The organism is Gilliamella sp. LMG 34359 (genome assembly GCF_984569085.1).
The window spans coordinates 611,458-632,271 of sequence record NZ_OZ474906.1 but is presented as its reverse complement, the minus strand read 5'-3'; the positions used below and the strand labels follow the sequence as shown (position 1 = coordinate 632,271).

Sequence of the window (20,814 nt, the reverse complement as noted above, 5' to 3'; positions counted from 1 at the left end):
TCATTGAGAAAAATAGTGAAATAGCAGCATAAAATTTATTAATTAACGTTATAACACACACATATCATTACTCTTTGCCGGGGTGCCTTTTACTTAAAGTAATTAGGTCGGCTAAAGCGGATATGTGGAGGCATAACCCCAACGTAAAAATGAGGAAATCATGACTACAGTATCAATGCGCGATATGTTACAAGCAGGTGTACACTTTGGACACCAAACTCGTTATTGGAATCCAAAAATGAAACCATTTATTTTTGGTGCACGTAACAAAGTTCACATTATCAATCTTGAAAAAACAGTACCAATGTTCAATGAAGCATTAGCTGAATTAAACAAGATTGCTGCGCGTAAAGGTAAAATTTTATTTGTTGGTACCAAACGTGCCGCGAGTGAAGCAATTAAACAAGCAGCTGAAAGCTGTGGACAATACTACGTTAATCACCGTTGGTTAGGTGGTATGTTGACTAACTGGAAAACAGTACGTCAATCAATCAAACGTCTTAAAGATTTAGAAACACAAGCTAATGATGGTACATTTGATAAATTAACCAAGAAAGAAGCACTTATGCGTGCTCGTGAAATGGCTAAATTAGAAAATAGCTTGGGTGGAATTAAAAATATGGGTGGCTTACCCGATGTGATTTTTGTTATTGGTGCTGACCATGAACATATCGCAATCAAAGAAGCTAACAATTTAGGTATTCCAGTCATTGCTGTTGTTGATACTAACTCAGATCCAGATGGTATTGATTATATCGTTCCAGGTAATGATGATGCGATCCGTGCAATTCAATTATATGCAAATGCGGTTGCTGAAGCAGTTCGTTCTGGTCGTGAACAAAATCAATCTCCAGTATCTGAAGAAAGCTTTGTTGAAGAAGCTCCAGCAGCAGAGTAATAAACTCAAATATTTTCAGGGTCGATAATAGCATCGACCCATTCTAATGAAAATCATCATAATGGTTAAATAGAGGATTTAAAAATGGCTGAAGTTACCGCTTCTATGGTAAAAGAACTGCGCGAAAGAACTGGCGCAGGTATGATGGAATGTAAAAAAGCATTAGTTGAAGCAAATGGCGATATCGATCTTGCTATCGACAACATGCGTAAATCAGGTCAAGCAAAAGCAGCTAAAAAAGCTGGTCGTGTAGCAGCTGAAGGTGTAATTATTTCTAAAATTTCTGCTGATAAAAAAGTGGGTGTTATTTTAGAAATCAACTGTGAAACTGACTTCGTGGCTAAAGATGCTGGCTTCTTAGCATTTAGCGACAAAGTAGCAACTGCCGCTTTAAATGATCGCATCACTGATCTTGCAGCTTTACAAGCAAAATTTGAAGAAGAACGTACGGCACTAGTTGCTAAAATTGGCGAAAACATTGGTATCCGTCGTGTTAAAGAAATTACTGGCGATGTTGTTGGTAGTTATCAACACGGTGCCCGTATTGGTGTTTTAGTTGCAGCAAATAGCGGTTGTGATGAAGAATTAGTTAAACACATTGCAATGCACATTGCAGCAAGCAAACCAGAATATGTTGACCCAAGTGATGTACCTGCTGATGTGGTTGAACATGAACGTAATATTCAAATCGATATTGCAATGCAATCTGGTAAACCTCGTGAAATCGCAGAAAAAATGGTTGAAGGCCGTATGCGTAAATTCACTGGTGAAGTATCACTTACCGGTCAACCATTTGTAATGGATCCTAGCAAAACAGTTGGTGATTTACTTACTGAGAAAAAAGCGACTGTTGCATCATTTATCCGCTTCGAAGTGGGTGAAGGTATCGAAAAAGTCGAAGTTGACTTTGCAGCCGAAGTTGCTGCGATTTCGAAACAATCTTAATTGTTTTATTAAAACCGCCGTCATGGCGGTTTTGTTTATCTGCAAAATATTTTAAAATGATTGCCAGCTAGTTATGCTAGCTTTTTAAGTAATTAAATAACGAAATAGTGAGACTTCATATGGTAACCCCTTTCTATAAACGTATCCTTCTTAAACTCAGTGGTGAAGCATTGCAAGGTGAAGAAGGTTTTGGTATTGATCCAACTGTTCTTGATCGTATGGCACAAGAAATTAAAGAACTTATCGACATGAATGTTCAGGTTGCTGTTGTTATTGGGGGTGGTAATCTATTTCGTGGTGCAGGACTTGCTAAAGCGGGTATGAACCGTGTTGTTGGAGACCATATGGGCATGCTTGCCACCGTTATGAATGGTCTTGCCATGCGTGATGCGTTGCACCGAATTGAAGTTAATGCTCGTTTGATGTCGGCAATTCCATTAAACGGCGTTTGTGATGATTATCGCTGGACCGAGGCAATCAGCTTGCTTAAGCATGGTAAAGTCGTTATTCTTTCGGCAGGAACTGGCAACCCGTTTTTCACAACTGATTCAGCGGCATGTCTACGCGGGATTGAAATTGAAGCTGATGTGGTTTTAAAAGCGACCAAAGTTAATGGCGTTTATTCTGCCGATCCAGTAAAAGATCCCAATGCAACACTCTATAAAACACTTAACTATGAAAAAGTGTTAGATGATGAATTAAAAGTAATGGATTTAGCCGCATTTACATTAGCACGTGATCATAATCTACCAATTTGTGTGTTTAATATGAATAAACCGGGTGCATTACGTCGCGTCATTTTAGGCGAGCAAGAAGGAACATTAATCAATAATCAGGCTACAGTTACCTGTTAGTCTTATTTAAAAAGGTTTTTATTATGCTAAATGAGATTCAAAAAGAAGCGCAAGAGCGCATGGAAAAAAGTATTGAGGCTTTCCAGAATCATATTTCTAAAATTCGAACTGGTCGCGCATCACCTAGTTTATTAGATGGTATTATGGTTGAATATTACGGTAGCCCAACACCGCTTCGCCAATTAGCCAATGTGGTTGCTGAAGATTCAAGAACACTTGCAATTACCGTGTTTGATAAATCATTAACACCATTAATTGAAAAAGCAATTTTAACTTCTGATTTAGGCTTGAACCCTGCATCAGCCGGTACCGTTATTCGAGTTCCTCTACCACCGTTAACTGAAGAACGTCGTCGTGATTTAACGAAAATTGTTCGTGGTGAAGCAGAACAAGGACGCGTATCAATCCGTAATATCCGTCGTGATGCCAATGATCAGATTAAAGCATTATTGAAAGATAAAGAAATTTCTGAAGATGATGAACGTAAATCACAAGATCTCATTCAAAAAGCAACCGATGCGGCAATCAAAAAATTAGATAGCGTACTTGCTGATAAAGAAAAAGAATTAATGGAATTTTAATATTGCCATGCCCAGTTAAAATTTAACTGGGCATGTGTGTTTATTTATCAATTCCTGTTGTCACTAAGAAACTTTTTGTTTCCCCACTTTTAAGCATAATCAATGTACCATTATTTTTTGCAGCTAGAAAACCTTCTGGTCGACATGTTGCTGGTAATATAAAGGCGGCGACTTTTTGATCTTTATTATTTAAAATCCAACGAGTTCCATGATTAAATTGCTTTGTTGAAAAACGAGTAAGAAAGCGCTTTCCATTAGGTAATGTCATATAAAATTCTGCCGCATCTGTATATTGCGATAAATCATCAACTAAAAAAACGATTTCTGGATCATAATAATGGGGCTCATTAAGAACGGTTAGATTTGTTAATTTTTTAGTATAATCTAACCATTGTTCAGTCGGATGAACATGCGAGGGGATGGTTTTTCGCAACATAAACGCATTATCAGGTATATTTTGTTCCAGAGTAGCATTATCAATGTAAGCATAGTTCAAATGACACATATATTGCAAAGGCATTTCAAATCCACTCAAATTAGTTACTTGCATTTTTATATCAAAAGTAGCGCTGTTAGCAGTTAAAGTTACTGAAGGTCGAGCAACATAGTGGGCACCAAATCCTTTTATAAATTCAACTTCGCCACAAATAGATAAACTACTATCTTGTACTTCAATCCAAGCTTTACTTAGTTTGGCACATGCCATTTCTCCATGCATAATATGATCATCGTCTGATGAAGGACAACCATTACTTAGTAGTCCAGAATGAAAGGCAAAGCAACCATATGTATCGGTAATATCTGTGCCGTATTGTGGCTGATTAAACATATTGTCCATTTTTAATGTCAAGCCATCAAATTCAGCATCCCATACCATTTGTCCATAGTAAGGTAATACCGTAATAAAACCACGACTATTTTTTATCGTTAACGCTTCAATCCCTGAATTAAAACGTGAAGATGTAATAGTAAAATATTCATTAGAATACAATTCTAATGGTAATATTTGAAATTGTTCAGGGATTAATGAAATTTTTGTAAGCATTAGTGACTCCTAATAATTTATAATTTAGATTGCTCTTGTTTTAATTCAGTCCAAAAATAAATACCCACATAAATAAAACAGATTAATGGAACGATAAAAGCAAATTGCATTGAACCTAATTTATCGGAAACAAGTCCTTGGATAGCCGGCATAACCGCCCCTCCAATTATTGACATAACAATAATTGCTCCAGCGGTTTCGGTATACTTACTATCTACCACAGCTAAAGTTTTTGCATAAATAGTGGCCCAACATGGTCCGAATAACACACTAACAAAGACAGCCGCATATACCGCAGAGAAATTGGAAACTAAAACCACATAAGCTAATGTAATACTTCCCAGTATCGAATAAATAATCAGGACCTTAGTAGGATTAAAGCGTGTCATTAAAAAGTTAGCGATAAACTTACCAATAAAGAAACAAGCAAAACTAAAAATCATAAAATTAGATGCATATCGCTCATTTATATCACCAAGATCTAAAGCTAATCGGATAGTAAATGACCAAACGGTAACTTGCATACCAACATACATAAACTGGGCGATAATACCTTTTTTAAATCTAAAGTTAGCGGCTAAATACTTTAAGGTACTAGTTAAGGATTCTGATTTTGGATTATCTTTATTTTCCGCTCTACATGAAGGATATTGAGTAATTAAAAACAAAAAGAGCACAATAATAAGTACCAAAATAAGATATTTATAAGGTTGCAGTGTGTATTCAAGCATGGATAGACGGAATTCATGAATTTGCTCTATAGTCATATTAGACATTTGCAGTTCAAGACTATCTCCTTCTTGGAAAACAAGGTATTTTCCTAATACAATTCCGAGTAACGCACCTATAGGGTAAAAAGTTTGACTTATATTTAGTCGTAATGTAGCAAAATTTTTATTTCCTATCATAGAACTATAGGTGTTTGCTGATGTTTCCAGAAAACTTAAACCAATAGCAATAGCGAAAATCGCGGCTAAAAACATTGTATAAGTTGCCATATGCGATGCAGGATAAAACATTAAGCAACCGATAATATAAAGGGCTAAACCAATTAATATAGCAATCTTATAACTTGTTTTCTTTATAATAAGTGATGAAGGTATTGCTATGATGAAATAGCCACCATAAAATGCGCTTTGAACTAATGCACTTGCAAAATCACTTAATGTAAATACACTTTTAAATTGGGTGATTAAAATATCATTTAAACTTGCTGCACATCCCCATAATGGAAATAAACAAGAAAGTAATATAAATTGAAAGATAGGTGTTTTATCTAAGAAACCATCCGGCATCTGAGAGATTTTTTTTAATTTTATTATGTTAAATTTCATAATTATTCTCCTAGAGATAGAGAAGATAAAAATTCATTAAATTGTATTGAGTCAAGATAAGAGCGTTGAGTACCTTTTCTGGTTACACTGGCAGCAGAATAAGCTGATGCTTTATTTAGCGCTTTAATGATGTCGTGATTTTTAATATATTCACTAGCAAAACAGCCAATAAAAGCATCCCCTGCTCCACTGGTATCTATAGCGTTTACTTTTATAGGATCGATGTGATGAATTTTATCTTTAGTCATCCATATAGAACCCTGATGACCTAAGGTAATAATTAAGTTCTTTAACCCTTTATCCAAAAGGAGTTTACCTGCTTTATAGATAGCTTCTTCACTATTAATTGATATATTTGTTAGTATTTCTAATTCAGTCTCATTTGGGATAAAAAAATCACATTTACAGGCATATGAAATGTCCAAGTTTTTAATTGCAGGGGCAGGATTTAAAATAACTTCAATTCCATGAGTAACAGCAAAATCTATGGCAGCATAAACTGTCTCGAGCGGCACTTCTAACTGTAATATGATTAAATTACATTGAGACAAAGAATCCTTAGCATCAATAATATCTTGTGGAAGTAGGTAGTTATTTGCCCCTTTAATTATTAAAATTCTATTTTGAGAATTTTTATCAACAAAAATTGGCGCCACACCACTAGAAACATTGTTTATAACTTTGACGTATTGGGTATCAATACCTATATTTTTAAAATTATTAATTGTGTTTTGACCAAATAAATCATCTCCAACCTTAGTTAACATCATTACGTTAGCACCGAGTTTGGCCGCTGCTACAGCTTGATTAGCCCCTTTACCTCCGCAACCTATTTCAAATTCTGGTGCTTCTATCGTCTCACCTTCTTTTGGCATTTGATCGATATAAGTTATTAAATCAACCATGTTAGAACCAATAACAGCAATTTTCATATTTATTTCCTCCTGAATATTTTTGTTTTTTAATTCTATGTTAGAAATTTAACAAAATTAACTATGAAATGTTATTATTGTGACACAGATCTCGTTTATAAATTTTGGATTTACTTTTTACATAACTTAAATACAATAAATTTAAATAGTTATTCAGTTTTTTATATGTTATATTAATAACAATTCTTAAATACAAAATAGATTGAGGAAAATTATTATGAATTATGCAAAATATATTGATCATACTTTACTGGCGATGAATGCAACCGAGGATCAGATCCGAAAACTTTGTGATGAAGCAAAGGAATATCATTTTTATTCAGTCTGTGTGAATTCTGGTTATGTTCCTTTAGCTGCGGAATTATTAAAAGGGAGTGACGTAAAAGTGTGCTCCGTGGTTGGTTTTCCTCTTGGTGCGATGCTCACTTCTGCTAAAGCTTATGAAACCGAAATGGCTGTTAAGGCTGGCGCTGAAGAGATTGATATGGTAATTAATGTTGGTTGGTTAAAAAGTAATAATTGGCAGGCAGTTAAACAAGATATAGAAGCCGTATTTAAATCTTGTAATAACGTACCATTGAAAGTTATTTTAGAAACCTGTTTATTATCAAAAGAAGAAATTATAAAAATCTGTTTAATTTGTAAAGAAATTGGTGTAGGCTTTGTCAAAACCTCTACTGGCTTTAGTACTTCAGGCGCAACAGTTGAAGATGTAAAACTAATGCGTGAAACTGTTGGTGAAAACATAGGAGTTAAAGCTTCAGGTGGGATTCGTGATCGTATGACTGCTGAAAAAATGGTGCAGGCTGGCGCAAACCGTTTGGGTGCAAGTGCTGGTATCGCCATTGTTTCAGGTAACAGTACGTCAACTAGCAATTACTAACCAATAATAACAATAAGTTACATATATTTTATGTAGCTTATTGCTGTTTTAGGAAAAACAATGGAAACTCAACCGCAAAAAAGAATTAATGAACTCATTGAAATCCTAAAGACCACTGATAAGATACACTTAAAAGAGGCTGCCGAACGATTGGCGGTTTCAGAAATGACCATTCGACGAGATATTAATAATCTACCTACATCATTAATTGTATTAGGTGGCTATATTGTCGATGAAGCCCGTCATTCCATAGCACGATATTTTGTATCTGATCAACAAGATAAACAAGTTGAGGAAAAAAGTGATATTGCCAAGCTGGTCAGCCAATTAGTCAATGAAAACGATACAATTTTTTTCGATTGTGGTACCACCATGCCTTTCATTATTAATGCTATCGATAATGAAATTTCCTTTACCGCCATCTGTTATTCACTTAACGCCTTTTTAGCTCTGCAAAATAAGCCAAAATGTAAAATTATTTTATGTGGCGGTCATTATCAACTCAATAATGCTATCTTCACAAGTGTAAATCAGCACAGTCAATTAGACTCTATATGTCCGAATAAAGCATTTATTTCAGCTGCAGGTATCGATCTTCAACAAGGGGTAACCTGTTATCATTTTGATGAGCTTAGTATGAAACATCAAGCAATGAAAAAATCAGGTCAAAATATCTTAATTGCTGATCATACTAAATTTGGCCAAATTAAGCCGGCTTTCATCAGTGAATTAACTTTGTTCGATCAAGTAATTACTGATAAACTGCCTGATGAGCGATTCGTCTCATTTTTTGCTGAAAACAATATAAGTTTAATTTACTAATATGAAAAATATCACAATTTTAGGTTCAACTGGCTCAATAGGTTGTAGTACTTTAGCCGTTATACGGCAAAATCCAGATTTATTTAAAGCAATTGCTTTAACTGGTGGGCAGAATGTCGGCAAAATGACCGAACAATGTTTGGAATTTAGGCCAAATTATGTCGCCATGGCTGATGAAGAAGCCGCTCAACAACTTAAAAAGAATCTCGTAGACCTAAAATTAAATATTGAAGTATTTCATGGTCAACAAGCTATATGCGATTTAGCAGAGCTTACTGAAGTCGATATGGTTATGGCAGCTATCGTCGGAGCAGCAGGATTAAAACCTACCCTTGCCGCCATTAAAAAAGGCAAACGGATTTTGTTAGCGAATAAAGAATCTTTGGTAACTTGTGGCCATTTATTTATGCAGGCAGTCAAACAATATGGTGCACAGTTATTACCTGTTGACAGTGAGCACAATGCGATTTTTCAAAGCCTGCCATCAGAAGTTCAACAAAATTTAGGATTTGCTAATTTAGCCGATTATGGCATCACCAAAATTGTCCTAACCGGTTCTGGAGGACCATTTCGAGATTTACCGTTAAATCAATTAACCACAGTTACGCCTGAACAAGCAGTTGCTCATCCTAATTGGTCAATGGGTAAGAAAATCTCTGTCGATTCTGCTACCATGATGAATAAAGGACTAGAATATATTGAAGCGCGTTGGCTGTTTAATGCCAGTGAAGAAGAGATGGAAATTATCATTCATCCTCAATCAATCATACATTCGATGGTTCGTTACCAAGATGGCAGTGTGATTGCCGAGCTCGGCATTCCTGATATGTGTACGCCAATTGCTTATGCAATGTCTTATCCTGCTAGAATTTCATCAAGCGTGCCGGCATTAGATTTTACGCAAATTTCATCACTGACTTTTTCTCAACCCGATTTTAACCGTTATCCTTGCTTAAAGTTAGCTATTGAGGCATTCAATCAAGGACAAGCGGCAACAACGGCACTCAATGCGGCGAATGAAATGGCGGTAGCGGCATTCTTACAAAACAAAATCGGCTTTATGGATATTGCTAAACAGGTAGCAACAGTTTTAGAAGCACTTGATTTTCCTGAACCAACCACGATTGAAGACGTATTTACAATAGATCTATGGGCAAGACAAACCTGCGCAAACTTATAGTAATCGGCCAAAAAGTTAAGATTAATATTGTTATATTCAAATCTTAGAAATTGTCGCCAAATTGATTATTTTGCGTTTGCTCACTAATTGCTTGCACAATAGCAGCCTTATGTATCTCATCACTATAATCTTGGATCTTCTCTGGATTAATGCCTAATTTAAAAAATAGAGCATTATCTTTATCGACTTGCGGATTGGATGTAGTTAATAACTTATCACCATAAAATATTGAATTAGCACCGGCTAAAAAAGCCAATGCTTGCATTTGCTCACTCATTTGTTCTCTTCCTGCTGACAAGCGTATATAAGATTTAGGCATCATAATCCGAGCGACAGCTAGCATTCTAATAAAATCAAATGGTTCAATATCTTTTTCATTTGCTAACGGGGTACCTTTAACCTTGACTAAATTATTAATGGGAACACTTTCTGGGTGTTGGTCTAAATTAGCAAGTTGTATCAATAAATTGGCTCGATCTTGTAAAGTTTCTCCCATACCGAGAATACCACCTGAGCAAATTTTAATGCCGGCCTCTCTTACATAAGCCAATGTTTGTAAACGCTCACTGTATGTACGAGTAGTAATTATTTGCTGATAAAACTCAGGTGAAGTATCTAAATTATGATTATAAAAATCTAAACCAGCATCGGCTAATGCATAAGCCTGTAGTTGGGATAGTTGCCCCAGAGTCATGCAGGTTTCCATCCCCAGTGCTTTGACGCCTTTTACCATCTCCAAGAGATAAGGCATATCGCGATTTGTTGGATGTTTCCATGCAGCCCCCATACAAAAACGTGTAGCCCCTACAGCTTTGGCTGCTTTCGCTTCTTCAACTACTCTTTGTACTTCAAGTAATTTTTCTTTTTCTAAGCCAGTATCATGATGGATAGACTGGGGACAATATTTACAATCTTCAGGACAAGCACCTGTCTTTATTGATAACAGAGTAGAAACTTGTACTTTATTCGCATCAAAATATTGTCGATGTATGGTTTGTGCTTTGAAAATAAGATCATTGAAAGGTAACTGAAAAATATCCATTACTTCAGACAATACCCAGTCATGACGAATGCCATTGAATGACATAGAAAATCCTTTTAAGAATCAATATAAATCTACGTGCATCATAATACATAACCACGCATTGTCAACTAGTTTAATTTTAAATAGTTGACATGAAAGGGATTACTATGCCTTTTTGCTATACAAAAGTTGATTTAACTGAAAACAGATATCTTGCGCATTAAGTTATTTATTAGCACGTAAATTGAGACCAAGATCTTACAATAAACCTGCTAATATTTTCTCACTTTCTGTCATTTTATTACGCCATTTGTTAAGCGTATAAAACAGGATTATCGCTTATAAATGCTTACCAAAATGCACTATCAGATAGTGCTGTTAATGCTCTGTTAATGTTTTATATACCCGGCAAGGGGTACCCATGGCGATAACATTGCTAGGTATGTCACGATCGACAATGCTCCCAGCAGCAATAACGCTATCATCACCAATTGTTACCCCGGGTAATACAATAACATTACCACCAATCCAAACGTTATTACCGATTGTTATTGGTTTGGCAAACTCTAAACCACTATTGCGTGTTTGGCTATCAAGTGGATGACCTGAGGTATAAAAACCACAATTAGGCGCGACAAGCACATTATCACCAAATGTCACTTTAGCCGCATCTAAGATAATACAATTAAAATTAGCAAAAAAATCATCACCAATTTCAATATTGTAGCCATAATCACACTGAAAACCGGGCATAATGGTAAATTGCTGGGTAGTTTTACCCAGTAATTTTTTAAAAAGTTGTTGCCGTTTATCTACGGCGGAAGGAGGTAGCTGATTTAGCGCAAAACAGAGATCTTGTGCATAAAGTCGCTCGCTTTCAAGCTCATTAATACCAGGGTTATAAAGTAAACCGCTTAACATTTTCTCTTTTTCAGTCATATTACTATCCCATCTGTTTTGCGACTAATGCGGGATTATCACTAATGAATGATTGTAAAAACCCACTGTCTGGCAGTGCTGTTAATGCCCCTTTTTTGGTGGTTGCTAATGCACCACAGGCACTGGCTATAGTCATCATACTTTCTAACATTAACTTATCTTCAGGCATACCAGATGAGGCGATGCTGCTAAGCAACCCGGCAACAAATGCATCTCCGGCTCCAGTGGTATCAATGCTATTGACATGAAATGAGTCAAAATTAAACGTTTTACCTTGCCATAACACAATACTGCCATTTTTACCTTTAGTGATTAATTTTAATGGTGCCGGATAATGTTGCGCTAATTTTCTTAAGGCAATATGCAAATCATTATTTTCTGTTAACCAAAATAACTCTTCGTCTGAAAGTTTAAGAATGTCAGCATCATGGCAGAATTGGGTGATAACGGAGCGCATTTCAGTTTTATCTTGCCACATTTGTTCACGCAAATTGATATCAAAACTAATCAAACCATTTTTAGCAGTCAGTTGTTCAATAGCGGTTTTCAGCGTTTGCCGACATGTTGGTCCAACTAATGCCAAAGAACAAAAATGCAGAATATCTTGATTAAATTCAGGAACTGCTTGTTCAGATAGGAATTGATCGGCAGAAGGTGACACAAGAAAGGTAAAACTTCGCTCACCATTTTCACCTAAATCAACAACAACTGTACTTGTTCTATGTTCATCGTCTTTTTCCAGACTTTGGCAATCCACATGATGTTCACAAAAAGTCTTCTCCATAAAGTGACCAAATGGGTCATTACCCACTCTACCAATAAAACCTGAAGGAAGTCCTAACTTAGCAATACCGATAGCAACATTTGCTGGGGCTCCACCTGCACAGGCTCGATAATTCATTTCACCAAATGGTAATAAATCAATAACGGCATCACCAAGAGACCATACTTTTGTATTCTTCATTTTGTCACTCATATTATTGTTGAATAGGGTTGAATTACATTATTCATATTGTTTCAGCATATTACTAATTAAATTAGCTCATAGAGCACTAATTGGCTGAGATATTGATAATCAATATTAACAATAAACTAAATCATTTATAAAAAATTTATTGTTAACGTTAAAAATATGTGACTATCATCACATATTTTAACGTTTATTTCATTATAAGTTAACGTTAACAAATAATTTAATGTAGTATATAACCAGATTAACTTAACTGATGATGAAAGAAGGGAATGTTATGACAAACGCAATTGATAAAGCTAACCAAGCGGTAAAAAAATTAGAAGAAGAAATGAATAAACAATATTATCCTCATTTCCATTTAGCACCTCAAGCTGGTTGGATGAATGACCCAAATGGTTTAGTCTATTATAACGGACAATATCATGCCTTCTACCAACACCATCCTTATAATGAAAATTGGGGACCAATGCATTGGGGACATGCAGTAAGTGATGATCTTATTACTTGGCGAAGATTACCAATTGCTATTGCCCCAGATCATGATTATGACCAAAGCGGCTGTTTTTCCGGTTCAGCCGTTGATAATAATGGCGAATTAAGCTTAATTTACACTGGCCACATCTGGTTAAATGGTCAAGGTAATGACGAACATATCCGAGAAACCCAATGCCTTGCCACTAGTAAAGACGGTATTAATTTTAAAAAACATGGCACGGTACTTACTCCTAAAGAAGGGATTATGCATTTTCGTGATCCTAAAGTTTTTCAACAAAATGGTAAGTGGTGGATGGTAGTTGGCCAACGAGAAACCAATGATGTCGGTCAAGTGTTACTTTATCATTCAACTGATTTAAAAGATTGGAAATTCGATCAGGTACTTATTAGTGATATTGATCCAAATGTTTATATGCTTGAATGCCCAGACTTTTTTCCATTAGGCGATAAATGGATATTGATGTTCTCACCACAAGGCATGCAGGCAAAAGGTTATCAATATCGAAATCGATTCCAATCGGGCTATGTTGTCGGAGATTGGCAACCAGGTAAACCATACACAGTGATTAAATCATTCCAAGAGATGGATTATGGCCATGATTTTTATGCACCGCAATCATTCCTTGCGGCTGATGGCCGTCGTATTATGTTTGGTTGGATGGATATGTGGGAATCGAAAATGCCAAGTAAACACGATAAATGGATGGGAGCATTTACTTTACCACGCGAATTAATCCTAGATGGCCAAAATAGAGTTCGTAATCGCCCTATAAAAGAACTTGTTGCGCTTCGGAACCAACCTAAATCACTGACCAATATCGAATTAAATAGTGAGTTAAAAAACACCGAAATTGAGTCAATCAGTTGTGAACTTAATGTTGAAATTGATTTAGCCAATAGTAATGCCGAACGTTTTGGCTTACAACTAGCTGCCACGCCAGATGGTAAACAAGCGACTTTACTGTATATTGACCGTCAAGCTAACCGTATCATTCTTGATCGAAGTCTTTCTGGAATCGACTTAAAAGGTTATCGAAGTGTACCCTTACCCAAAACGAAGAAACTGTCACTGCATATTTTTGTAGATGCCTCATCAGTCGAAGTTTTTGTAAATAAAGATTTATATAGCCTTTCAAGCCGTATTTACCCTAAATTACCGGCAAAAAGAGTAATTAACTTATTTGCCGAAAATGGACAAGCCCAAATAAGCAAATTGGCAAGTTGGCAATTAAAATCAATTTATGAATAATTTATAAAAAACCACCAGAAATGGTGGTTTTTAAGTTATAAAGATTCTCTTGCTAAATAGGGTGATGGTATTTGAGTAATAGTCTTGTCATTTTCACCGTTGATGATATGCAAGGCGGCTTTTTCACCAATCTCGTAATGCGGTAATTGCACGGTCGTTAGTGAAGGATAAAAAAGTTCACCGGTACCGACCATATTGTCATAGCCAAGCACCGCCACATCCTCGGGAATATGAAATCCTCTACCAAGTAAAAATTGATAAGCCACAAAGGCAATTCGGTCATTACCACAAACTAATACATCAAAATCAGGTTTGTTAATACAATGCTTTGCCAAAATTTCTATCGTCATCATATATTCTAAAGCAAGATTTTCAGGTGACATTGAAGTATGATAACTCTTCATATCATTTAAATCGTTACCAGCATCTAACCACGCTTGCTCAGCAGCTTTACGCCTAATTTTTCCAGCTAAAGTATTTTCTGATAAATAGATACATAAAGGTTTTTGGTATCCCTTATTTATCACATTTTGCATTGCTTGATATTGGCCGGCATAATCATCCGGAATGTAACACGCCAGTTGCTCTGAATCACTAATGCAGTTTGCTAATACCACATTTTTACCTAGCAATTTATCGGGAAGCTGAACCTTTCTTAACCCCATTGTGGTATAGATGATACCATTAGGTCGATAAGATAAAAGAGTATTAATCGCATGATCAGCATCTTTATCATCAAATAAATTGACAATAAATGTATTCCAACCATGTTGTTGCGCGGTTTTTTCTATTGCTTGAAGTAATTCAACGGAAAATGGCGTCGTTGCAGTTTCTAATGCCAGCACTCCAATAGCATATGGACCAGAATTATCACCACGAATCTTGCGTGCTGATAAATCAGGGACATAATTAAGCTCCTCAATAGCTTTCTTCACTTTCTTATACGTATCTTTATTTAATTTTTCAGGATTATTAATTGCCCGCGAAACCGTCATCAATGAAACTGATGCCAATCTAGCAACATCCTTTAGTGAAGCCATAGTTCAATCCTTTTACTCAGCACTAAAATAATAATTAATTTTCACTTAGTGTGATGATACCACAAATAAAAATGATAAAAAGTGTGAGGAAAGTAACATTTATGACAATTGATTGTTTCTATTTTATTTCAACTATGACAATAATGTTAACATTAACATGTTAACGTTAAACTTCCACAGAAAAGAGAATAAAAATGAAAATAGATATGATTAAAAATAGCAATTATTGGTTCTCGTCAGGTTATCTTGTTACCTTTTATGCAGCATGGTCACTATGGTGGTCTTTTTATGCCATTTGGCTTAAAAATGAAATTGGTTTATCTGGAGAACAATTAGGGATTGTTTATTCAGCTAATTCTGCTGCTGCCATGTTTTTTATGATTTTTTATGGCATTATCCAAGATAAATTACAGATCGGCAAAGCGGTAATTACCTTCCAAAGTATTATCATGCTACTTATTGGGCCGTTCTTAATCTATGTATATGAACCTTTATTGCGCAATGATTTTATTTTAGGTGTTTGTATTGGCGCTCCGGTTTTAAGTGCAGGATTTATCTCTGGATGTGCTTTGATTGATTCATTTATTGAGCGTATTAGTCGATTATTTGGTTTTGAATTTGGTCCAGCAAGATTCTGGGGATCATTTGGTTATGCCGCAGCAACTTTTGTTGCCGGGATTCTATTTGGCATCAACCCCCATATTAACTTCTGGATGGCGTCTGCCGTTGCCGCTGTCTATTTCACTATCAATTTAATTTACAAACCTACGCAACAATTTTCGGCAACCGATAAAGCAGTAATACAAAAGCCAACTATCCCTACCATGAATGAAATTTTCTCACTATTTGGTATGAAAAAGTTTTGGTTATTTGTCTTTTTTATAATTGGTACTAACAGTTTTTATACCATTTATGATCAGCAACTATTCCCAAATTTTTATACCAGCTTCTTTGAAAAACCTGACAAGGGATATCAAATTTATGGATATTTAAACTCCTTCCAAGTCTTTTTAGAAGCTGCTTGTATGATTTTAGCCCCTTATTTTATTAACAAAATTGGCGCTAAAAAGGCATTATTAGCCGCGGCTTTGGTGATGGTTTGCCGAATCTCATTATCAGCAACATTGGATAATGTTTATCTAATTTCATTGGTTAAACTTTTCCACGCCATTGAAACACCATTGTTTATTCTAGCGGTATTTAAATATGCTGTAGCTAACTTTGATGCACGACTATCATCTACCTTATATTTAGTTGGATTCAATATTTCATCCAATGTTGGGGTGATAGTATTATCATGGATAGTCGGTAAATTATTTGATAAAACAGGATATTCAACGACTTTCTATATCCTTGCGGCAATCGTATTTGTCATTCTATTTATCGCAACATTTACGTTAAGTGACAGTAAGAAAAAAGTAGAAAAATAACCACACATTTATTTTGTGATATTGTAAAAATGGGAACACATTGCTCCCATTTTATAATCTCACTAGAGAAAGCTTGCTTCTATTCTTGGTTTGCGAAACAATATAAACTATTGAAACTAACCTTTAAATCGATATAGGTACTTGGTGTGAATACGAGCAAAAAAGTAGTTAAACCTGAAATGTTATGGCAAACCATCCGACAAGAAGCGTCCAAGCTCGTTGAAAGTGAGCCAATGTTAGCAAGTTATTTTCATGCAACCTTACTTAATCATGAAAATTTGGATAGTGCATTAAGTTACATTCTCGCTAACAAACTAGCGACGCAAGTTGTACCGGCAATGGAAATTCGTGAAATTGCTAGACAAGCTTATCAGGCGGATAACAACATTATCTCTGCAGCGATTACTGATATACTTGCGGTTTATATTCGTGATCCGGCAACCAATTACTACTCTACACCGCTGCTTTATTATAAAGGTTTTCTTTCACTACAAGCTTATCGAATTGCACATTGGCTTTGGCAACAAAACCGTAAATCACTGGCAACCTTTTTACAAAGCCAAATTGCCATTGTATTTGGCGTGGATATCCATCCAGCAGCAAGAATTGGCTGCGGAGTAATGTTTGACCATGCAACCGGGATTGTCATTGGTGAAACCGTCGTTATTGAAAATGATGTTTCTATTTTACAATCAGTGACACTGGGTGGTACCGGAAAAGAAAATGGCGATCGTCACCCTAAAATTCGCGAAGGTGTAATGATTGGTGCGCACTCAACTATTTTAGGAAATATTGAAATCGGTAAAGGTGCAAAAATTGGTGCCGGTTCAGTGGTTTTAGAGCCAGTACCTAAACATACCACCGTTGCGGGTGTGCCGGCTAAAGTTGTTGGTTGTCCTGATTGTGATAAACCAGCATTAAATATGGATCAAGATATCTAATTTCAAAGGCCATTCCGTTGCTGACAAGCAACGGAATACCATAATTGTAAATTACGATTGCGAATTAAGATTTACATCCATAGTTGGGTACGGAATATTAATACCATTTTCAGTTAGGCCATTTTTAATATTTTCAAGTAATGCCGCTTTAACTGATCCATAATTAGCATTTAACGTCCAAACAAGGACATTAAAATTCATGGATGAAGCATCCAACAAATCCAAACGAATAGTTGGCGCCTTATTGGTTAAAATATTATCAGTTTTGTTTACCGCCGCTCTTAATACTTGATAAACCTGTTGAATATCTGAATTGTAACCAACATTAACCACTAGATCTAAACGTCTTTCCGGTAAGCGAGTATAATTAATAATATTGGCACTAACTACTTGGCTATTTGGAATAACGACTACTTCATTTGTTGGGGTGACAATAGTGGTTGAAAAGATTTGAATTGAATCAATATCCCCTTTTTGGTTATTAATAACCACGGTTTCCCCGACTTTAAAAGGACGAAAAATAATTAAGATTACACCAGCAGCAAAATTCGACAACGACCCTTGCAAAGCTAAACCTACCGCCAAGCCTGCCGCACCGATTACCGCAACAATTGAAGCGGTTTGCACACCAAGTTGCCCTAGCACGGCAACTAATGTCATAACTATAATGGCGTAATAAGATAGCGAACTAACAAATTTAACTACTGTTGGATCGACATGACGATTAGTTAAAATTCTTCTTAGTTGACGAGCAACAAATCTAGCAATTGTTCGACCTATGAGAAAAATAACAATGGCAAAACAAAAATGAGCTATATAACTAATTACTACGCCATCATATTTTTCAATAAATAACCAAATCTGGTTTGCTATATTTTCAAAACTCATGAAATTATCCTCTGTAAAAAATAACAGAAATCGTTAAGTGAATAATTACGATTAAATCGGTTAAACTAACTGTTTTGCTAATAAAGCCCAACGGGTTTCAAAATTGGTTGTTGGCAGATATTTAAAACCAGAACGAGAATAGCGTGCCATCATCCCTTCGCAAAAAGCCAGTAACTGACTAGATAAAACACGCTCATCGGTGGTAAAGGCCACGCCTTCACGAATCTTTCTTTCTCGTATGACTTGTTTTATCTGCGTTTCGATACGTTCAAATAATTGATTGATTCGTTCTTGTAATTGATCTTGCTCAAACATCAACGCATGCCCAGTCATAATTCGCGTCAACCCTGGATTTTTTTCAGAAAAACCAAGAATTAAAGCCAAAATAAGCTGTAGTCGTGTAAATGTTTTAGGCTCATCTTGCATAATCACATTAATACGCGAAAGCAAAATATCCTCAATATAAACAATTAAACTTTCAAACATTTTCGTCTTACTTGGAAAATGCCTATACAATGCCGCTTCCGAAACACCAACCGTTGCTGCTAATTTAGCTGTAGTTATCCGTTGTGTTCCTTCATTGGATTCAAGCATAGTTGCTAATGCTTGGAGTATATCTTCTTTACGATTTTTATTTTTGTTACTCACGATCATTTCTTACCTGAATGCCCAAATCCACCTTCACCGCGTGTTGATTCAACAAAATCATCAACAATATTAAATTCAGCTTGCACGACTGGCACAATAATTAATTGCGCAATTCTATCGCCCGGTTCAATAACAAATGGGGTTTGGCTTCGATTCCAAACCGGCACAAATAATTGACCTTGATAATCAGAATCAATTAAACCAACTAAATTACCTAGTACAATACCGTTTTTTGAACCCAGTCCTGAACGGGGTAACACTAATGCCGCTAAGCTAGGATCAGCAATATACATTGATAAGCCGGTTGGAGTTAAGATTGTTTCACCTGGTTTGATTTCCGTTGTTTTATCAAACATCGCTCTTAAATCAATACCAGCAGAACCTTCAGTGGCATAACTTGGCAGTGGAAACTCGTTACCTAAACGTTTATCTAATACTTTAATATCAATTTTTCTTTTCATCATGACTCGCTTTATATCGTGTTATAACTGCTTGAAGTAATTCTCTTGCTAATTGTTGTTTACTGCTTAATGGTAACGTTTGTTCGCCATTTTGCCAATAAATGGTTAATGCATTTTGATCAGAATTAAAGCCTATGCTCTTATCAGACACATCATTAGCACAAATCAAATCTAAATTCTTAGTAGTTAATTTTTTAAGGGCATAAGCCTTAATATTGTTGGTTTCAGCTGCAAAACCGACAACAAACGGACGCCCCTTTTTTAACGCAGCAATACTAGCTACAATATCAGGATTTTTAACCAATTTAATCACAAGTTCATTATTATCATCAGTTTTTTTAATTTTTTGCTTAGCAATCGTTTCTGCTCGATAATCAGCAACAGCGGCGCAAGAGATAAAAATCGCCGATTTTGTAGCAAGCTTTAACGCCGCATCACACATCTCATTAGCACTTTTTACATTAATGCGATTAACATTATTGGGAGTTGCTAAATTAACTGGACCGCTAATTAAATTTACTGTTGCGCCCATTTCCGCCGCCGCTTGTGCAATAGCATACCCCATTTTACCTGAACTGTAATTACTGATATAACGAACCGGATCAAGCTCTTCAATGGTTGGGCCTGCGGTAATGGTAATTTCGGTTCCAACAAGTGTTGCAGTTGCGAGAAAATAGCTTTCGACATGTTCAACGATGGTTGCCGGTTCAACCATTCGCCCTGGACCAAAATCTCCACAAGCTTGGAAACCATCATCGGGGCCTAAAATTAAGGTATTACGTGAAGCTAAGCTCGCTAAATTCTGTTGAGTTGCCGCGGCTTTATACATCTGTTGATTCATAGCTGGCGCGATGACGATCTTAGCTGGTGTTGCCAAGCAAATGGTCGATAAAAGGTCATCAGCAATACCATTTGCCATTTTTGCAATAATATTGGCTGTAGCCGGCGCGATTAATAGTAAATCAGCCCATTTGGCTAATTCAATATGGCTCATCGAAAGTTCGGCAGAAGGATCGAATAAATCACGTGATACCGCATTACCAGATAGCGCTTGCAGTGTCATTGGCGTGACAAAATGGCTCGCTGATTCAGTCATTACTACACGGACCTGCGCGCCCGCTTTTTTTAAATGACGAACGAGATCAGGGCATTTATAAGCAGCAATGCCGCCTGTTATCCCCAATAAGATATGTTTACCAGATAGACTCATGATCTCGTTACTCTCCGATCTCTGTTAAAAGCGTTATATTAC

At 36.1% G+C, this 20,814-nt stretch carries 21 protein-coding genes; 10 read left to right on the top strand and 11 right to left on the bottom strand.

Translation table 11 applies throughout. The features are described from left to right. Nucleotides 1-160 precede the first annotated feature (160 nt). From rpsB to frr, 4 genes are all read left to right on the top strand, one after another. Nucleotides 161-898, top strand: coding sequence for a 30S ribosomal protein S2 (gene rpsB, locus AC5LXV_RS03030; protein WP_034882419.1), 738 nt, complete (start codon nt 161-163; stop codon nt 896-898). Nucleotides 899-982: 84 nt separating this feature from the next. After that, nucleotides 983-1,843 carry a translation elongation factor Ts gene (gene tsf, locus AC5LXV_RS03025; protein ID WP_493467344.1) on the top strand — a complete coding sequence of 287 codons (861 nt, stop codon included), beginning with the start codon at nt 983-985 and terminating at the stop codon, nt 1,841-1,843. 119 nt (nt 1,844-1,962) lie between these two features. Continuing rightward, nucleotides 1,963-2,697, top strand: a complete 735-nt coding sequence (pyrH, locus tag AC5LXV_RS03020) for a UMP kinase (RefSeq protein ID WP_110424482.1) — start codon at nt 1,963-1,965, stop codon at nt 2,695-2,697. A 23-nt stretch (nt 2,698-2,720) separates the two neighbouring features. Then, complete coding sequence (gene frr / locus AC5LXV_RS03015; RefSeq protein WP_034882415.1) at nt 2,721-3,278, top strand: ribosome recycling factor; 558 nt, start codon at nt 2,721-2,723, stop codon at nt 3,276-3,278. A 40-nt stretch (nt 3,279-3,318) separates the two neighbouring features. On the opposite strand, the gene AC5LXV_RS03010 is transcribed toward frr, so the two are convergent. Genes AC5LXV_RS03010 through rbsK form a run of 3 tightly spaced genes read right to left on the bottom strand, consistent with a single transcriptional unit; the run spans nt 3,319 to nt 6,589 of the window. Further along, nucleotides 3,319-4,323, bottom strand: coding sequence for an aldose 1-epimerase family protein (locus tag AC5LXV_RS03010; protein ID WP_493467343.1), 1,005 nt, complete (start codon nt 4,321-4,323; stop codon nt 3,319-3,321). 17 nt (nt 4,324-4,340) lie between these two features. Next, nucleotides 4,341-5,657: an L-fucose:H+ symporter permease gene (fucP, locus tag AC5LXV_RS03005; protein WP_110434727.1), complete on the bottom strand. Its 1,317-nt coding sequence runs from the start codon at nt 5,655-5,657 to the stop codon at nt 4,341-4,343. A gap of 2 nt (nt 5,658-5,659) precedes the next feature. Further along, nucleotides 5,660-6,589 (bottom strand): ribokinase, encoded by a 930-nt coding sequence (gene rbsK, locus AC5LXV_RS03000; RefSeq protein ID WP_110434728.1) that lies wholly within the window; start codon nt 6,587-6,589, stop codon nt 5,660-5,662. A gap of 211 nt (nt 6,590-6,800) precedes the next feature. Here rbsK and deoC point away from each other — a divergent pair, with 211 nt between their 5' ends. The 3 genes from deoC to ispC are packed head-to-tail and all read left to right on the top strand — an operon-like array spanning nt 6,801 to nt 9,474. Then, entirely contained in the window at nt 6,801-7,472 is a 672-nt protein-coding gene (gene deoC / locus AC5LXV_RS02995; RefSeq protein WP_493452986.1) for a deoxyribose-phosphate aldolase, read from the top strand. 60 nt (nt 7,473-7,532) lie between these two features. After that, the gene (gene deoR, locus AC5LXV_RS02990) at nt 7,533-8,294 is read left to right on the top strand and encodes a DNA-binding transcriptional repressor DeoR (protein ID WP_110434730.1); all 762 of its coding nucleotides are present in this window, start codon (nt 7,533-7,535) and stop codon (nt 8,292-8,294) included. A 1-nt stretch (nt 8,295) separates the two neighbouring features. After that, a complete protein-coding gene (gene ispC / locus AC5LXV_RS02985; protein WP_493467342.1) occupies nt 8,296-9,474 on the top strand; it encodes a 1-deoxy-D-xylulose-5-phosphate reductoisomerase in 1,179 nt (392 codons plus the stop codon). Between the two features lie 43 nt (nt 9,475-9,517). Here the strand turns inward: ispC and bioB are convergent, their stop codons facing one another. From bioB to AC5LXV_RS02970, 3 genes are all read right to left on the bottom strand, one after another. Beyond that, complete coding sequence (gene bioB / locus AC5LXV_RS02980) at nt 9,518-10,561, bottom strand: biotin synthase BioB (protein WP_493467341.1); 1,044 nt, start codon at nt 10,559-10,561, stop codon at nt 9,518-9,520. Between the two features lie 315 nt (nt 10,562-10,876). After that, nucleotides 10,877-11,437 (bottom strand): sugar O-acetyltransferase, encoded by a 561-nt coding sequence (locus tag AC5LXV_RS02975; RefSeq protein WP_493467340.1) that lies wholly within the window; start codon nt 11,435-11,437, stop codon nt 10,877-10,879. A gap of 4 nt (nt 11,438-11,441) precedes the next feature. Continuing rightward, nucleotides 11,442-12,401, bottom strand: a complete 960-nt coding sequence (locus AC5LXV_RS02970; RefSeq protein WP_110424488.1) for a PfkB family carbohydrate kinase — start codon at nt 12,399-12,401, stop codon at nt 11,442-11,444. 283 nt (nt 12,402-12,684) lie between these two features. Between AC5LXV_RS02970 and AC5LXV_RS02965 the strand changes: the two genes are divergently transcribed. After that, complete coding sequence (locus AC5LXV_RS02965) at nt 12,685-14,154, top strand: glycoside hydrolase family 32 protein (protein WP_110434735.1); 1,470 nt, start codon at nt 12,685-12,687, stop codon at nt 14,152-14,154. 35 nt (nt 14,155-14,189) lie between these two features. Here AC5LXV_RS02965 and AC5LXV_RS02960 read toward each other — a convergent pair whose 3' ends face one another. Further along, on the bottom strand, nt 14,190-15,194 hold the full coding sequence (locus AC5LXV_RS02960) for a LacI family DNA-binding transcriptional regulator (RefSeq protein ID WP_493445731.1): 1,005 nt from the start codon (nt 15,192-15,194) through the stop codon (nt 14,190-14,192). Between the two features lie 194 nt (nt 15,195-15,388). Between AC5LXV_RS02960 and AC5LXV_RS02955 the strand changes: the two genes are divergently transcribed. Then, nucleotides 15,389-16,624 (top strand): oligosaccharide MFS transporter, encoded by a 1,236-nt coding sequence (locus AC5LXV_RS02955; protein ID WP_110434737.1) that lies wholly within the window; start codon nt 15,389-15,391, stop codon nt 16,622-16,624. Nucleotides 16,625-16,803: 179 nt separating this feature from the next. Continuing rightward, entirely contained in the window at nt 16,804-17,565 is a 762-nt protein-coding gene (cysE, locus tag AC5LXV_RS02950) for a serine O-acetyltransferase (protein ID WP_110424618.1), read from the top strand. A 51-nt stretch (nt 17,566-17,616) separates the two neighbouring features. Here cysE and AC5LXV_RS02945 read toward each other — a convergent pair whose 3' ends face one another. From AC5LXV_RS02945 to coaBC, 4 genes are read right to left on the bottom strand one after another with little or no spacing between them, the layout of a single operon-like run. Beyond that, a complete protein-coding gene (locus tag AC5LXV_RS02945) occupies nt 17,617-18,453 on the bottom strand; it encodes a mechanosensitive ion channel domain-containing protein (protein WP_110434738.1) in 837 nt (278 codons plus the stop codon). 60 nt (nt 18,454-18,513) lie between these two features. Then, nucleotides 18,514-19,107, bottom strand: a complete 594-nt coding sequence (gene slmA, locus AC5LXV_RS02940) for a nucleoid occlusion factor SlmA (RefSeq protein WP_110424493.1) — start codon at nt 19,105-19,107, stop codon at nt 18,514-18,516. Beyond that, the gene (gene dut, locus AC5LXV_RS02935) at nt 19,104-19,562 is read right to left on the bottom strand and encodes a dUTP diphosphatase (protein ID WP_110424494.1); all 459 of its coding nucleotides are present in this window, start codon (nt 19,560-19,562) and stop codon (nt 19,104-19,106) included. The genes slmA and dut overlap by 4 nt, the downstream gene beginning before the upstream one ends. Next, nucleotides 19,546-20,772 carry a bifunctional phosphopantothenoylcysteine decarboxylase/phosphopantothenate--cysteine ligase CoaBC gene (coaBC, locus tag AC5LXV_RS02930; RefSeq protein WP_493445728.1) on the bottom strand — a complete coding sequence of 409 codons (1,227 nt, stop codon included), beginning with the start codon at nt 20,770-20,772 and terminating at the stop codon, nt 19,546-19,548. Before coaBC ends, dut begins: the two co-directional genes overlap by 17 nt. Nucleotides 20,773-20,814 lie beyond the last annotated feature (42 nt).

Excerpts from the sequence above, each read along its gene's own strand:
- rpsB (WP_034882419.1), top strand. The coding sequence starts at position 161 with ATGACTACAGTATCAATGCGCGATATGTTACAAGCAGGTGTACACTTT.
- tsf (WP_493467344.1), top strand. The coding sequence starts at position 983 with ATGGCTGAAGTTACCGCTTCTATGGTAAAAGAACTGCGCGAAAGAACT.
- pyrH (WP_110424482.1), top strand. The coding sequence starts at position 1,963 with ATGGTAACCCCTTTCTATAAACGTATCCTTCTTAAACTCAGTGGTGAA.
- frr (WP_034882415.1), top strand. The coding sequence starts at position 2,721 with ATGCTAAATGAGATTCAAAAAGAAGCGCAAGAGCGCATGGAAAAAAGT.
- AC5LXV_RS03010 (WP_493467343.1), bottom strand. The coding sequence starts at position 4,323 with ATGCTTACAAAAATTTCATTAATCCCTGAACAATTTCAAATATTACCA.
- fucP (WP_110434727.1), bottom strand. The coding sequence starts at position 5,657 with ATGAAATTTAACATAATAAAATTAAAAAAAATCTCTCAGATGCCGGAT.
- rbsK (WP_110434728.1), bottom strand. The coding sequence starts at position 6,589 with ATGAAAATTGCTGTTATTGGTTCTAACATGGTTGATTTAATAACTTAT.
- deoR (WP_110434730.1), top strand. The coding sequence starts at position 7,533 with ATGGAAACTCAACCGCAAAAAAGAATTAATGAACTCATTGAAATCCTA.
- ispC (WP_493467342.1), top strand. The coding sequence starts at position 8,296 with ATGAAAAATATCACAATTTTAGGTTCAACTGGCTCAATAGGTTGTAGT.
- bioB (WP_493467341.1), bottom strand. The coding sequence starts at position 10,561 with ATGTCATTCAATGGCATTCGTCATGACTGGGTATTGTCTGAAGTAATG.
- AC5LXV_RS02975 (WP_493467340.1), bottom strand. The coding sequence starts at position 11,437 with ATGACTGAAAAAGAGAAAATGTTAAGCGGTTTACTTTATAACCCTGGT.
- AC5LXV_RS02970 (WP_110424488.1), bottom strand. The coding sequence starts at position 12,401 with ATGAAGAATACAAAAGTATGGTCTCTTGGTGATGCCGTTATTGATTTA.
- AC5LXV_RS02965 (WP_110434735.1), top strand. The coding sequence starts at position 12,685 with ATGACAAACGCAATTGATAAAGCTAACCAAGCGGTAAAAAAATTAGAA.
- AC5LXV_RS02960 (WP_493445731.1), bottom strand. The coding sequence starts at position 15,194 with ATGGCTTCACTAAAGGATGTTGCTAGATTGGCATCAGTTTCATTGATG.
- AC5LXV_RS02955 (WP_110434737.1), top strand. The coding sequence starts at position 15,389 with ATGAAAATAGATATGATTAAAAATAGCAATTATTGGTTCTCGTCAGGT.
- cysE (WP_110424618.1), top strand. The coding sequence starts at position 16,804 with ATGTTATGGCAAACCATCCGACAAGAAGCGTCCAAGCTCGTTGAAAGT.
- AC5LXV_RS02945 (WP_110434738.1), bottom strand. The coding sequence starts at position 18,453 with ATGAGTTTTGAAAATATAGCAAACCAGATTTGGTTATTTATTGAAAAA.
- slmA (WP_110424493.1), bottom strand. The coding sequence starts at position 19,107 with ATGATCGTGAGTAACAAAAATAAAAATCGTAAAGAAGATATACTCCAA.
- dut (WP_110424494.1), bottom strand. The coding sequence starts at position 19,562 with ATGAAAAGAAAAATTGATATTAAAGTATTAGATAAACGTTTAGGTAAC.
- coaBC (WP_493445728.1), bottom strand. The coding sequence starts at position 20,772 with ATGAGTCTATCTGGTAAACATATCTTATTGGGGATAACAGGCGGCATT.